Below are 13,848 nucleotides of genomic sequence, written 5' to 3' on the forward strand. Positions count from 1 at the left end.
GCGAAAGCGCCCCTTACTTTATCCAAACTGATTCTGCATGGCGCCTGCGCCTATCATAATCCCACATTTCCTCGTTCAACTTTGAGATCCTGCTATCATCATGTTTCCAGCCGAACAGTCTTGATCCGTCTCTGGCAATGAGACCGGAATATACAAGCGGGAACAGCAGGAATCCGAAGGCAGCGATATCCGACTTTGTGGCAGTGAAAACCAAAGCGAGCAGCACCGTTCCACCGGCAAGGATCACTAGTCGCCTCAGCACCCAGAAAACAGGCTTCGGCCCTTTTGCAAGGACATCCGGAGTTTTCTGTGCTGCGCCCACACTGCCAATGCGCTCAGGCGCGGGGCCGAGGCGGGGAGTACGGTCAACTGGTTTCACAGGTACGGTCATGATGGCACATCCTCACAGGGATCACACAATAGCATTCTTCAACAAAACGGCCAAACACCGCTCGCGGTAAAGTTGAGATTTTCGACAGCTATGGCGTAGCATCAACAATCGTCGCCAAAGCCTTCTGCAGCATCATTTCCGTTTACACGGGGGCTCGTTCGGACATAGTCTGCGAGAACTGAATACCTTTTCAGATCAGACTGTAATTGCTCCCTTGACGCCGCCCTCGCAGAGAGAGCGGCGTTTCTTTTCAGTTCACGGCATCCTTCAGCGCCTTCGCCACGGACATCCTGAGCGCACGCCCTGCGGGCTTTTCAATCGGCTCGCCGGTTGCCGGGTTTCTCATCGTGCGGGCCGGGGTCTCGCGGACATTCAGCTTGCCGATACCGGGGATCATGAGGGGACGACCCTCCCGGAGTTCGAGGACAACCCTCTCCGCCAGGACATCCAGAAACCTGTCAGCGTCCTTCCGTTCGATCCCGGCACGTTCTGCAAGAGCCGCCAGCAACTGGCTCTTCGTCATCGGCTTCACGCTCATCACTTGCATCCCTTTTCAAACTTCACCCGCTCGAGTTGTGCCGAGCGCTGCGCGATGATGGTAGCGTCATTGACCGACTTCAAGTCGGTTGCGCTTGTTTCAGCCCGGGCAAGACCGATGGCACCTTCTCCTGCCGACATCACGGCCTGGGTATTCCGAATGGCACTGACCGAACCGGCTCCTGTCGCTGCTTTCGCTCCGAGGATGCCCAGGCCGACCCCCAGAGCGCCATCGACCATTGCAGTCTGGCGTTGGCGTGCGCGCTGTTCTGCTTCGACTTCGCTATACCGAGCATAAAGGTTCTGAAGCCGCTTGCTGAGTTCCGGGCAGCTCAACGCGTAGTCTTCCTTCGATGCAGGTTGCGTTGCCGATGTGACCCCTCCGAATGCTGTCATCGCGGTGGCCATCTGTGTGGCTGTCCCTGGCTGAACGCAGCCACTGAGCACTGCCATCCCACAGACAACCGCCAATGATTTCAAGACCAGGTTCATAGACGCTCCATGTTATGATATTACATAATTATCATTATCTGCCCACGATATTGCCATACCGAACGCATAGCGATAATTATATGAAATACTATATTCGTGTAAATTGGTGACAACTCATGCGCAGCAAATCTTCACAATTGATCCGCGGCGGCCAGACGACGCAGCACTTCTGGCAGATGGCAACACAGGTCCTGAGTACGGGCCTCAAGGTTGCTGCCCTGACCTATGTGATTGCCTTTGTCGGCTTGCTCGCCCTGAACTTCCGTCTTTCGGAAATCAACGAAGGCTACCTCTACTGGATTGCGCATCTGAACGCGGATGTGCTGAACCAGCCCGAGTTCACCATCAGTTATACCGATCAGAGCGGTGTCAGCCGGTCGCGCACGGCCCTTGAATTGACCCATGATGCTGCATTGAAGGCAAAATATGACCTCTACGCCGCGGAGGCCGAACTCTACTACTACCTCGCCTATATTCCGGCGGTGCTGGCCGGACTTGCCATTGTTGTGTACTTCGCCGTTGTCGGCCGCAAACTTTCCGACATCGAGCACATCCGGGGCTCGCGCCTCGTCACTTCGGCCGAACTCAAGGAATGGTCGAAACGCAAGTGGCAGGCTTATATAAAGCAAGTGCCCGCGAAGAAGGGGACGACCCGCTATACCCTTGCGGGCATCCCCTTCCCCCCCAATACCGTCGAAGCTCAGACCGGCATCTTCGGAACGGTCGGCGTCGGCAAGACCAACTGCATGAAAGAGCTGCTCGCCACGATCCGCGCAGAGGGCGGTCGCGCGGTGATCTACGACAAGATGGGGGCCTTCGTCCGCAACTACTACAATCCCGAGACCGACATCATCCTGAACATGTTCGATGCGCGTTCGGTCGGCTGGTCTCCCTTCAACGAGGCTGACACCCCGGAGGCCTTTGCCCAGATCGCCGAAGTGATGATTCAGCAGCGCCCCGGCGCCAACGATCCGTTCTGGTCCACAACGGCGCGGCTCGTCTTCGAATATGCTGCCCGCTCGCTGATGGCGAACGGAATGAAGACGAACCGGGCCCTGCGCAATGCCATCCTGACCATGCCCGCTGAAGATCTGCAGCGCCTCGTGGCAAATACCCCGGCAGGCATGTTCTTTGGCGAGAGCATCGAAAAGACGTCCGCCTCCATTCGCGCCAATATGATCGCAGAATTGCGCTTCCTCGAGTTCTTGCGGGATGATGCGACTCCCTTCTCAATCCGCAACTGGGTGCGCTCCGAACGCCCGGGTTTCGTGTTCCTGAGCGGCGATGCCGAACACTCTGCGGCCACCCGCAATGTCATCTCCACGGTGATCGAGGTTGCAGCCAATGCGCTCATGACGGGTCCGGAACGCCGCGATCCTTCGCTGTGGTTCTTCCTCGACGAAGTGCCCTCACTGAACCGCCTGCCCTTCCTGACCTCCAAGCTCGCAGAGATCCGCCAGTTCGGGGGCGCGTTCGTGCTGGGCTATCAGGTCTATAGCCAGCTCGAGGATCTCTATGGCGACAAGGCTGCACAATCCATCAGTGGCACCCTGAACAACAGGGTGGTGTTCAACACACCGGATGCGCGGACGGCACGGCTGTTTTCTGACAGCCTCGGCCTGTCGGATGTGATCGAACATCGCGAAACGATATCCTTCGGGGCCGATGTCACGCGCGACGGCAACACTCTGAACGCGCAACGGGTCGAACGGCCCATCGTCACTGCCTCCGAGATCCAGTCCCTGCCCCAGTTCGAAGCCTATGTCCGCTTCGGCTATGATGCGCCAACGGCATTGGTGAAGTTCCCGCCGATCTCCACCGAGGATGTGGCGGAAGCCATCGTAAAGTATCATGGCAATGGCTTTGCGGTGGGCGAGCTGGATGCCACAGCCCCCCTGCCCCAGATGTCCGCTCTCGGACCCGGCAGCATCCAGGCCGATCAACCAGAAACCGGCTCCATTCTCCCCTTCAGTATGCTTTCGGCAAGTGTCCAGATTGAACAGTACCATGCCTGGTTCAAGAAGATGTCTGAGCCCTATTACGATTTTGCCCGGCACGAATTGGTTCGACGCGCCCTGCCCGAGCACATCCCGATCGCGTGGGAGAACTATTACTACATGCGCAACAAAGGCACCCAGGAGCCAATGTTTGCCCTGATCGACCACACCACTGAGTATGTGTCGAACATCCCCCGTGAGTTCCGGAAACCAAAGCCGAAGATCCCGCGCTACGAGGATGTCGTTGAAGCAGCGACGGCCGAGGCCGAACTGACAAAACGTACAAATGATCAGAATATGTCAGCTGCGGAAACATCTGCAAACAATGCGCCACGTGTTCTGTCTGAAGCTGCGCGTCTTGCCTTGAGCGATTAACATGCTGTCGGTCTCCAATGTATCAGGTGGCGCGGCTGCATCCGGATATTACCGCACCGAAGGCTATTACAAGCAAGGCACGCCGGAGGCAGAGGCCGCTGCGCAATGGCATGGCAAAGCCACCGAAGCCTTAGCCGAAGCCGGACAAACCCAATTCTCTGGCGCGATCGACGACCGGGTGTTTACTGAACTGCTGACCGGACAGGCGCCGTCCCTCGAGAAATCCGCCGACGGCAGCTTCAAGGATGGTCCCTTGATGGGCCGTTGGGTGGACGGAGAGCGGCAGCATCGACCCGGTCTCGATCTCACGTTCTCCGCGTCTAAATCCGTTTCGATCATGGCGTTGGTCGTCCAAGATGAGCGCGTGATCGCGGCACACGATACAGCGGTCAAAGCCGCAGTGACTTTCATCGAGGACAATCTTGCCGCGACACGGCGACAAGGCAGCTCTGGCGAGATCGAGGTTGTGCAGGGCGGGAAACTGATCGCTGGACTGTTCCGCCATGACACGTCGCGCGCACTCGATCCGCAGCTGCATACCCATGCCGTCATCGCAAACATGGTCATGGGGGCGGATGGCAAGTTCACCGCCCTGCACAATGACGAGATCTACCGCGGCAAGATGGTCGGTGGTGAGGTCTACCGGAATGAACTCGCGCGCAATCTGCAGGAAATCGGCTACCAGATCGAGCGCAAGGGCAAGGATCGGCTTGTCGAGATCGTCGGGGTCCCCGAAAAGCTGATCGAAACATATTCGAAGCGCAGTCAGGCGATTGCGACGGCGCTGGAAGAACGTGGCATTGCAGAAACCGCCGAAACACGGGCACTCGCCGCTCTGGCCACACGCGTCAAGAAGGATGGCAACCTCGACCGTTCGGCTTTGCATGGTGAATGGGTTCGGGAGGCGCGGGAGGCCGGTATGCCTTTGCCACTTCTGGAGGCCGTCAAACAGCAGTCCGAAGTCAAAGCCCGCTGGATGCTTCCCGGGGTGACCCGCGACGGCTCAGTTCCGGAACACCTCACCAAAGAGGCAAAGGCCGCTCTCACATTCGCAATTTCGCATCTGAGCGAGCGGCAGAGCGTCTATGCCGAGCGCGATATTCTGAAGGTCGCCCTGCCTCGCCTGCAGCTGGCATCTGTCAATGACCTTCAGCGCGAGATCAACAATCACCTGAAAGAAGGTCAGCTGCTGACCGCGGGCACTTCTGGGCAACAGCGGCTCTATACGGATCGGGAGACGCTGACCACAGAACGCGAAGCTCTGAAGGAGTACCGATCAGCAAAGAATGCGACCGCCATCGAGTTGCCCAAGTACAATGATGGCAAGAGATCGGGAGAAGGCAGCCTGAAATTGCTGCTATCCACCTCAGCTCTGACTGAAGGGCAACAAGAAGCTATTTTGACCAGCCTCACGGGAAGCTCGCGGTTCGTCGGTGTGCAGGGGCTCGCGGGCACCGGCAAGACCTACATGATCGATACGATGCGGCGCTATGCCGAACGAGCCGGATATGAACTCGACGGCCTTGCGCCTTCCGGCCGTGCCGTTGAAGCGCTGAAGGAGGCCGTGCCAAACGCCACCACACTTCAAAGCTGGCTGGTTCAGATCCGGGCAGGCAGCACGCCCGGCGCGGAAGACAAGTCGAAACGTATCCTCGTCGTGGACGAAGCTGGTATGCTTTCGGCTGCGGATATGCGCGACCTGATGAAATTTGCCAATGGTGCAGGCTATGCCCGTGTCGTCCTCGTCGGAGACACCAAGCAGCTTGATGCGGTCGGCGCTGGTCAGCCCTTCGCCCAGCTCCAACGTGCGGGCATGCCGACTGCTTTGATGGCCGATATTCAGCGCCAACGCCATGATGAGGGCCGGGAAGCCGTGCTGCACTCGATCCGGGGCGAGATCCGGGATGCCATGAAGAAGATCGGCCCGGTCCAGGAGCTTAGCAAGGACGGTCCGATGCTCCCCTCCGCCGTGGCTTCAAGATGGCTAGATATGCCGCTTCAGCAACGGGACCAAACCGGGATCGTTGTGCTGACAAACGCCGTTCGTACGGCAGTGAACAGCGATATCCGTGAAGGCCTGAAGCGCGAGCATCAAATTGGCGCACACGATATCATGCTGTCTGGCCTCTCACCCCTCGGCTTCACCCGCGCCGAAGCCGCAGATGCGCGGTCATGGAAATCCGGCGATATCCTCATTCCGACCCAAACCCATCGGAAGGAAGGTCTGGAGCGCGACCAGATCTATACCGTCACGGGTACTGATCTGCCTTCGAACACATTGACCCTCCGGCATCCCCAAAGCGGTGAAGAGATCTCGCTCAGACTGAAACAGGGGGACAGGATCAGCGCCACGCTGAGAGCCTATGAGCCGAATGAGCGTGACTTCGCGACCAATGAGCGGGTGAAGTTCAGCATTTCTGACAAGGACGCCGCTGTGATCAACGGCGCCCGCGGCCGGATCACGCAGATTGAAGATGGCAGCATTTCGGTGCGCATGGATGACGGGCGCAGGCTCGCCCTGCCCCGCGACAGCCTGGCAGCGCGCGGCATGGATCACGCCTATGCCGCCACGGCCCACGATTTCCAGGGCACAACCGTGGATCGTATCATCATCGGCATGTCAGCAACGGAGCAGATGGTCAGCCAGAAGGCGTTCTATGTGAACATCTCCCGGATGCGGGAAGAAGCCATTTTGATCACCACTGATGTTGAAGGCCTGACAAGGCGGATCGAACAGAATACCGGCGAGCGCCCAACGGCGCTGGATTCATGGCTGAAGGCTGAGCAGGAAGCAAAATCCGCAGCCACTTCGGCTCAATCTGAAAACCGAGCGCGTGTGTTGGAGCCAGCCAAGACTGAAGGCATTGCCGAGCGGGGCCATCTCGAGAAGGCGATGGAGAAGTTTTTCGACAATGCGACCATCGGCCCTGATCAGACTCTGTCCGACTTCCAGAGGTCGGCGGAGAAGCTTCAGGATTTGCAGAAACAGAAGACGATAGAAGGACCCATCAGATGAGGACTGTAGAAACCGACTTCGACTGGCGAATTGTACTGGGGGAGGAAGCCCGTGCAATCGTCTTGCAGACGCTCGAGCCAGGTTCGAAGCCCACCTCCAAGGAACTTGATGCTGCCATTCGGGCGCTGAACTTGCGGCTCGCTGTTGCGCGGGGTCAAACCGAAGGCGCTAACGACATCATCGCCGCGATGGGCGCACGCCTGGAAAATGCTGTCTCAACACTCACAAACCAGCAGCACCTTGTGATGATGGTTCTTGGCAAGCTTCATCGGGAGATCTTCCTAATGCGGCAAACACTCGGTCTGAGCGCTGTGACCGACAAATGGGAAGCAGGCGAAGTCATCGAAAATCTGAAGCGTCGCATTGAAGAGCACGAAGCCTTCATGCAGTCCGTGATGCCAGAATATGAGGACCGTTTCCCGGCCTTTGCAAAGGAAGTGGAGGAGCGTGCCGTCCGCGAGATTGCAGCCGTGCAAGCTGAGAACCGGGCTTCCCAGACGACCACTGAAAAGGGCCAGGAAAAGCCCAAGGGCCATGAGCTCGAACGGTGATTTTGGGGTTGGTCGGCGGCAAAATCCGCGTGGCACGGCGTGCCAGACTTACTGGCACGCCGTGCCACCACTTCCATAACACATTGAAATCATGAAAAAACTTCACCTTGCACCAAAATTCGAAAAAACACTGAATAACGTAGTTATTTCAGTGACTTACAGCTTGCTGCGTCAGGTGTGTAGAAAAAGCAGGAGGAACGACTGCTCCCCCACGATTTGGCTCAAATTCCTTCCTCGGGAATTTTCAACTTGTCCTGCCGACGATCGCCTTCGGCTGTCTGCTCTTGCGATACAATTTGCTCTGGTTCTGGCCTCGGCCTTCCCCACGCCATCACTCGCCGACACGCGTTGGAAATCCGGATCAACCTTTGTCCCCGATCAACAACCCGCAGGTTGGACATCCAGCGCATTCACCTCAAACGACGAGGCTCTTGAACGCGGGAATGCCTATCGTCGTCCCGCCAAAATCCGCTTCAGTGTCGATCCTGCCCTTACGCCCATCGCAAATCTGCGGAACCTTATCTCGACCGCCGAGGCAGGTCACATGGACTATGATGCTGTCGTGTACTCTGCCACCAAGAAGCCCCCTGCCCTTCCCACTTCCATGACGGTTTGCGAAATCCGCGATTGGATTGTCGCTACTCCGGGACAGAACCACGCCATTGGCCGCTACCAGTTCATTCCTTCGACCCTGTTTCGCCTGGCAAAGATGACCGGACATCATGACGGTTCAGGCTGTGAGGCGCTCTTCTCCCCTGCCCTTCAGGACCGCTGGGCTAACATTCTCATCAAGGAGGCGGGCTATCTCGATTTTGTTCAGGGTGCTCTTACCCCTGATGATTTCATGGACGCTCTCGCATCCGTCTGGGCAGGACTCCCTCTTGCTTCAGGCAAGTCGAAGTATCACGGGAAGTCTGGCAACGCCGCTACTCTCTCCCGCAATCATTATGCTTCCGCTATTGGAGCCATCTTTCCTGCTCAGGTTCGACTTTCCTGGAATAGCCCCTAGGAGGCCCACAGACGCCCACAGGAGGCTGTTGCACAGAAAACCCCCAAAGGCCACTCCAAGGCCCTAAAATCGGCCTCTCCTCTCATTCTAAGTCGATATCGGCCTTGTTGCACAACACTGACTGTCGAGGATTCACAACGTGAATCCATGCGGTTAGACGGGTTGCATGAGCAAGCCATCCCCCGCCCGCTACCGCACGACAAACTGGTCCAGTTACACTGCCTCGCTTTGCAGGCGCGGTTCGCTGTTGATCTGGCTGGACAAGGACATGACCTGGCTCTCGCCGCATGATGGCAGCCCCGGTCGCCCTGCGGTTTTCTCGGATGCCGCGATCCAGTTCTGATGGGGTGGACACCCCCGCCCGACGGCATCGCAATGTGCCATGGTGGTGATGTCGAAATCGCCACAGAGGAGAGGTGTCCATGGACGAGATTACCATAGTCGGGGTCGATCTGGCCAAGAGCGTTTTTCAGGTTCACGCCGCAAATTCAGACGGGCGAGCCGTCATCAGAAAGCGGCTGCCGCGCACTCGTTTCCTGTCCTTCATGTCACAGATCAAGCCCTGCGTGGTCGCGATGGAGGCTTGCGCAACCTCGCACCACTGGGCACGTGAACTGACTGCCCTCGGACACAACGTTCGTTTGATACCACCGATCTACGTGAAACCTTTTGTGAAGCGCCAGAAAAACGATGCCAACGACGCTGAGGCTATTGTCGAAGCGGCACTGAGACCAGCGATGCGCACGGTGCCAGTCAAATCGCAGGAGCAGCAGGCCCTTGCCATGCTGTTCCGGACACGCGAACTGCTGCTGACGCAAAAGACCCAGCTAATGAACGCGCTTCGAGCCCATCTGGCAGAGCATGGGGTCATCGTGGCGGGAGGTCGTCGATCAATTGATCCGTTCATCAGCGTTCTCGACGATGTGACAAACACGCTTCCTCATGTGGTGCGAAAGGTCGGGGCCATTTATCTGGACCGGATCGCCCAGACCGCTGGCGAAATCGAAGATCTGGAAAGGCAGATCGACGAGCAGGCCAAGGTGCATGAGATGGCACAGCGCCTGCGCACCATTCCGGGGGTCGGGCCGGTCACGGCTATGGCCGTCGAAGCTTTCGCTCCGGCCATGGAGAGCTTTGCGCGTGGCAGGGATTTCTCTGCCTGGCTCGGGCTTGTTCCCCGGCAGCACTCCAGTGGAGGCAAGCAGCGCTTGGGTCGAACTTCGAAAATGGGGCAGCGCGACATCCGCAGGTTGCTGATAAGCGGCGCGATGTCGATTATCCACTGGAGGGGTCGGAACGGTGGAAAGCCCGGATCATGGCTGGCGCGGATGCTTACATGTAAATCGCGGATGCTGACCGCCATCGCTCTGGCCAACAAGCTCGCCAGGATCATCTGGGCCATCATGACACGAAAGGACGTTTACAGGGATCCTGCGGGGGCGGTCTGCTGACCGCGTCCTGTCAGGAGCGTCGGTGACGCAAGTAGAGCACTGATCTCGTATGGGCAAAAGATCGACCGATCGGGGTGGGGCAGCCAGGGAAAGGCAAAGAGCTTCGAGCTCGCAGTTCTGATATGGCCTCCATCCGCGCATCACCATCCCGGCCAGCGGCACGAACGGCCGCGCATGAAGGCCTTACACATGTTAGCAGCCGGTCACTTGCTCGCGAAGATCACAAAAAATACTTGCGTAAGCGGGGGTATCCACACATGTCTGACGATCAAGGTGCTGTTCAAGCTGCCGCTCAGGCAAACGACCGGGATGGTGGCCAGCTTGCTGAAGTTGGCAGACCTGGACTGGGCCGTGCCCGACTATACGACCCTGTGTCGGCGGCAGAAAACTCTGGCTGTCCAGATCCCGTATCGGCGCGCCGATGGCCCCTTGAACCTGCTGGTGGACAGTACCGGGATAAAGTTCCTCGGTGATGGCGAATGGCAGGCGCGCAAGCACGGCGTGCAGGGCCGCCGCCAATGGCGCAAGGTCCATCTGGCCATGCATACCGCCACGTCCGACATCCGCGCCGTGGAGTTTACGCCCAGCAGCGACGGTGACAGCCCCGTTCTGCCAGAGTTGCTGGACCAAATCCCCGAAGGCGAGGAGATCGGCACAGTGACGGCGGACGGTGCCTATGACACCCGCCGCTGCCACACCGCCATCATCGACCGGCAGGCCACTGCTATCATCCCGATCCGTAAGAACGGGCGTCCATGGAAAGAGGACTGCCCGGCCGCGATCGCGAGAAACGAAACCCTGCGCGCCACCCGGCACTATGGCAGGGCATTCTGGAAACGCTGGACCGGATACCACGTCCGAATGTCAATCGGCGCGCAAAACTAACCCCCTATTGGAGTGAACCCCTCGGGCTGGACCACAGGGGTGCCATCTGAGCTAAGCCGCCTTTTGGGCGAATAGGGTTTCGAATTCCTCGGGGGTTCGGTAGCCGAGGGCGGAGTGCAGTCTCTTCGAGTTGTAAACCTGCTCGATGAATTTGGGCAAGCGGGCCGCGACGTCGGCGAAGGTTTCGTACCCGGCCCTGTAGACTTCCTCGACCTTCAGCGTCTTCATGAAGCTTTCGGCCTGTGCGTTGTGATAGGGGTTTCCGACGCTGCTCATGGAACCGCGCAGACCTGCGGCCTGAAGAGCATCGCGATAGGTTTGAGATGCGTATTGGCAACCCCTATCCGTATGATGGAGACAGCCTTCGGGAGGGTTTCGGTTGGCCACGGCCGAGTGCAGAGCCGCAAGTGCCAAGGGCGTGTCGAGACGCTGCGACAGCGCATAACCGACAACTTTGCGGCTGCAGGCATCCAGAATGACCGCCAGATAGCAGAACCCTGTCGCAACGCGGATGTAGGTGAAGTCTGCGACCCAAACCCTGTCCGGGTGATCAGGGATGATGTTGCCGTAAAGGTTCGGGAATATTGGGGAATCGTGCCTGCTGTCCGTCGTTCTGACAAAGCGCCTGCGGGGTTTGATGCCAAGTCCCGCCTCCCGCATCACCCGTGCTATCCTCTTGTGATTGACTACAAACCCGTGGCGACGAAGCTCATGGGTCACGCGGCGGTAGCCGTAGCATGGCAGTTCATCCTGGATGTCTTCGATGATGGCCGTGAGTTCAGCGTCTGTAAGCCCTTCGGCCTTGGCGGCGGGGCGGTAATAATAGGTGCTGCGAGGCAGGTTCATGGCTTTGCACCCCCGCCTGATGGAGCAGGTCCGGGGCCGCTGATCACGAAGGACTTCTCGCTGTTGTTGGCGGTCGGCATCCGCGGTGTTTTTTTGGCAAGATCCAGCTCCATCGTGAGCTGGCCCACCTTGCGCTCGAGGGCTGCGATGCGGGCCTCGTATTCGGCGATGACGCTGGCTTCGGCCTCCTCGTCCGTCAGATCGCCACGGTCGAACTGGGTCAGCCAAAGCTGGATGAGGTTGGCAGAGATGTTATGGCTGCGTTGCGCATCGCGTCGCCCGATGACGCCGGCCCGGATATCTTGGCAGAGCTGCAGCTTGAATGCGGTCGAATGTCGACGGTAGGGACCTCGTGATGTCATCGGCCTTCTCCAAACAAGGCCCGTTCAGCGTATCAGATCTTCAGGCTCCTGTGGTCCAGCCCGAGGGGTTCACTCCACTAGGGGGTCAATTTTGCACGCCGAAACACAAACCGAACGGCACCAGACGGTCCAACGCCCCTGCCGGCTCTGACCCGCGCAGCGCTTGGGCATCTCTGGTTTGAAAGCATCCACCCCTTCGAGGATGGCAATGGTCGCCTCGGCCGTGCTCTGGCGGAAAAGTCCCTCGCCCAGAACATCGGCCAGCCGAGCCTGATCGCGCTGGCCTACACGATCGATCGTAAGCGGTGCGTGAACCCCGTCGGGCTTTTAGATTGACGGTTTTTGGAAGGCCCAGGGCATGAGGTCGTCGATGCGCGACGCGGGGTAGCCGTTGGCGATGGCGGTCAGGGTTTCGCGCAAGTAGGCGTAGGGATCGATGGCGTTCAGCTTGCAGGTTTCGATCAGCGAGGCCATGCGCGCCCAGGTTCGGCCGCCCTCGTCATGACCGGCGAACAGCGCGTTTTTGCGATTGAGGGTTATGGGTCTGATGGTGTTTTCGACCGGGTTGGTATCCATCTCGACGCGACCATCGGTCAGGAAGATTTGCAGGCCATCCCAGTGGCGGTGGATATAGCCGAGCTTCTCGCCAAGGCGGGATTTGGCGGAGATCCGGCTGCGCTGATGGGTCAGCCAAAGGCGGAAGTCGGCAATCAGCGGGGCGGATTGCGCCTGGCGAGCGGCGAGGCGCTCCTCGGGTGAGCGGCCCCGGACGGTGGCTTCGATCTTGTAGATCTGGGCGATGCGGCGCAGGCCTTCGGCGGCAATTTCGGAGCCGTCCTTTTGATAGATGTCATGCAGCTTGCGCCGGGAATGCGCCCAGCAATAGGCCAGCGTCAGAGGCATGCCGCCCACGCGCTTTGGTTCGGCCAGGGCATCGTAGCCGGTATATCCATCGACTTGCAGGACACCCTGGAAGCCCGTCAGGATGTCCATCGCATGTCGTCCATGGCGCCCGGGCGCATAGGTGAAGACCACAGCGGGCGGATCACCGCCACCCCAACCTCGATCATCGCGAGTCACCGCCCAAAGGTAGCCGGTTTTGGTCTTGCCCGCCTTGGGGTCGAGCACCGGTGCCCGGGTCTCGTCCATGAACAGGCGGCCGGACCGTTTGAGGTGGATCAGCATCCGGTCGACGACCGGGCCCAGATGATAGGCCGCCACACCGCACCAGTTTGCCAGGGTTGACCGGTCCAGGTCCACGCCGCCCCGGCCATAGATCTGGCATTGGCGATAAAGCGGCAAGTGGTCGGCATATTTGGAGACGGCGACATGGGCGAGCGTGCCCTCGGTCGGCAAACCACCTTCGATCAGCCAGTTGGGCGTGTCCGCCTGGATGACGCCTGCATCGCAACGACGGCAGGCATAGCGCGGGCGGACCGTGACAATGACCTGGAAACGGGCGGGAACGATGTCGAGCCGTTCGGCCCGATCCTCGCCGATCTTCACCATGTCGGTGCAGCCGCAGGGACAGATCTTCCGCGCGGGCTCTATCACCTGTTCGATGCGCGGCAGATGGTCGGGCAAATGGCCAAGGTTGCGCTTGGCTGGCGGGCGTCTGGTTTTGCCATCGGCATTGCGTTCAGCCAGCGCGGCTCGGGCAGCCTCGGCTTCCGCGACGGCCATTTCCAGATCCTCGAAGGCCAACTGGCGCTCGTCGGGGGGCAGTTGCTCGGACCGCTTGCCATAAAGCGCATGGCGCAGCTCGGCGATGAGGTAATCCTGACGTTCAGTCTGCGCCTCCAGCCCGGTGACCTTGGCCTGCATCGCCACAAACGCTTCACGCACGGCAGGCGGAAGGCTGTCCAGATCAAAGGGGAGATCGGCGGGCGCAGACATGACGATTTATACCGCACGCCCGCACGATTGCCCATATTTA

11 protein-coding genes and 3 pseudogenes are annotated in these 13,848 nt (G+C 59.1%); 8 read left to right on the top strand and 6 right to left on the bottom strand.

What is annotated here, in order from left to right; all coding sequences use genetic code 11:
• Positions 1-13: 13 nt before the first annotated feature.
• The 3 genes from KM031_RS21650 to KM031_RS21660 form a co-directional block, all read right to left on the bottom strand.
• Entirely contained in the window at positions 14-391 is a 378-nt protein-coding gene (locus KM031_RS21650; protein WP_215507663.1) for a hypothetical protein, read from the bottom strand.
• 250 nt (positions 392-641) lie between these two features.
• Positions 642-929 carry an HU family DNA-binding protein gene (locus KM031_RS21655; protein ID WP_215507665.1) on the bottom strand — a complete coding sequence of 96 codons (288 nt, stop codon included), beginning with the start codon at positions 927-929 and terminating at the stop codon, positions 642-644.
• Positions 929-1,336 (bottom strand): hypothetical protein, encoded by a 408-nt coding sequence (locus KM031_RS21660; RefSeq protein ID WP_246567392.1) that lies wholly within the window; start codon positions 1,334-1,336, stop codon positions 929-931. The genes KM031_RS21655 and KM031_RS21660 overlap by 1 nt, the downstream gene beginning before the upstream one ends.
• 200 nt (positions 1,337-1,536) lie before the next feature.
• Here KM031_RS21660 and KM031_RS21665 point away from each other — a divergent pair, with 200 nt between their 5' ends.
• The 7 genes and pseudogenes from KM031_RS21665 to KM031_RS21695 all read left to right on the top strand — a co-directional run.
• A complete protein-coding gene (locus tag KM031_RS21665) occupies positions 1,537-3,792 on the top strand; it encodes a type IV secretion system DNA-binding domain-containing protein (RefSeq protein ID WP_215507669.1) in 2,256 nt (751 codons plus the stop codon).
• A 1-nt stretch (position 3,793) separates the two neighbouring features.
• Complete coding sequence (gene mobF, locus KM031_RS21670; RefSeq protein WP_215507671.1) at positions 3,794-6,808, top strand: MobF family relaxase; 3,015 nt, start codon at positions 3,794-3,796, stop codon at positions 6,806-6,808.
• The gene (locus KM031_RS21675) at positions 6,805-7,359 is read left to right on the top strand and encodes a hypothetical protein (protein ID WP_215507673.1); all 555 of its coding nucleotides are present in this window, start codon (positions 6,805-6,807) and stop codon (positions 7,357-7,359) included. The genes mobF and KM031_RS21675 overlap by 4 nt, the downstream gene beginning before the upstream one ends.
• 91 nt (positions 7,360-7,450) lie before the next feature.
• On the top strand, positions 7,451-8,368 hold the full coding sequence (locus KM031_RS21680) for a lysozyme family protein (protein WP_215507675.1): 918 nt from the start codon (positions 7,451-7,453) through the stop codon (positions 8,366-8,368).
• Between the two features lie 166 nt (positions 8,369-8,534).
• Positions 8,535-8,708 (top strand): annotated as a pseudogene (locus KM031_RS21685) (transposase); the annotation flags it as partial.
• Positions 8,709-8,790: 82 nt separating this feature from the next.
• Positions 8,791-9,819, top strand: a complete 1,029-nt coding sequence (locus KM031_RS21690; protein ID WP_215508073.1) for an IS110 family RNA-guided transposase — start codon at positions 8,791-8,793, stop codon at positions 9,817-9,819.
• 249 nt (positions 9,820-10,068) lie between these two features.
• Positions 10,069-10,698 (top strand): annotated as a pseudogene (locus KM031_RS21695) (IS5 family transposase); the annotation flags it as partial.
• 57 nt (positions 10,699-10,755) lie between these two features.
• Here KM031_RS21695 and KM031_RS21700 read toward each other — a convergent pair.
• Positions 10,756-11,571, bottom strand: coding sequence for an IS3 family transposase (locus KM031_RS21700; protein WP_260692143.1), 816 nt, complete (start codon positions 11,569-11,571; stop codon positions 10,756-10,758).
• Positions 11,547-11,912, bottom strand: a complete 366-nt coding sequence (locus KM031_RS21705; RefSeq protein ID WP_260692244.1) for a transposase — start codon at positions 11,910-11,912, stop codon at positions 11,547-11,549. Before KM031_RS21705 ends, KM031_RS21700 begins: the two co-directional genes overlap by 25 nt.
• 108 nt (positions 11,913-12,020) lie before the next feature.
• Between KM031_RS21705 and KM031_RS21710 the strand changes: the two are divergent.
• Positions 12,021-12,218, top strand: a pseudogene (locus KM031_RS21710) (Fic family protein); the annotation flags it as partial.
• Between the two features lie 21 nt (positions 12,219-12,239).
• On the opposite strand, the gene tnpC reads toward KM031_RS21710, so the two are convergent.
• Entirely contained in the window at positions 12,240-13,808 is a 1,569-nt protein-coding gene (tnpC, locus tag KM031_RS21715) for an IS66 family transposase (RefSeq protein ID WP_215508057.1), read from the bottom strand.
• Between the last annotated feature and the right edge of the window lie 40 nt (positions 13,809-13,848).

The sequence above is a fragment of the Gemmobacter fulvus genome (genome assembly GCF_018798885.1).
In the GTDB taxonomy this organism is placed as follows: domain Bacteria; phylum Pseudomonadota; class Alphaproteobacteria; order Rhodobacterales; family Rhodobacteraceae; genus Gemmobacter; species Gemmobacter fulvus.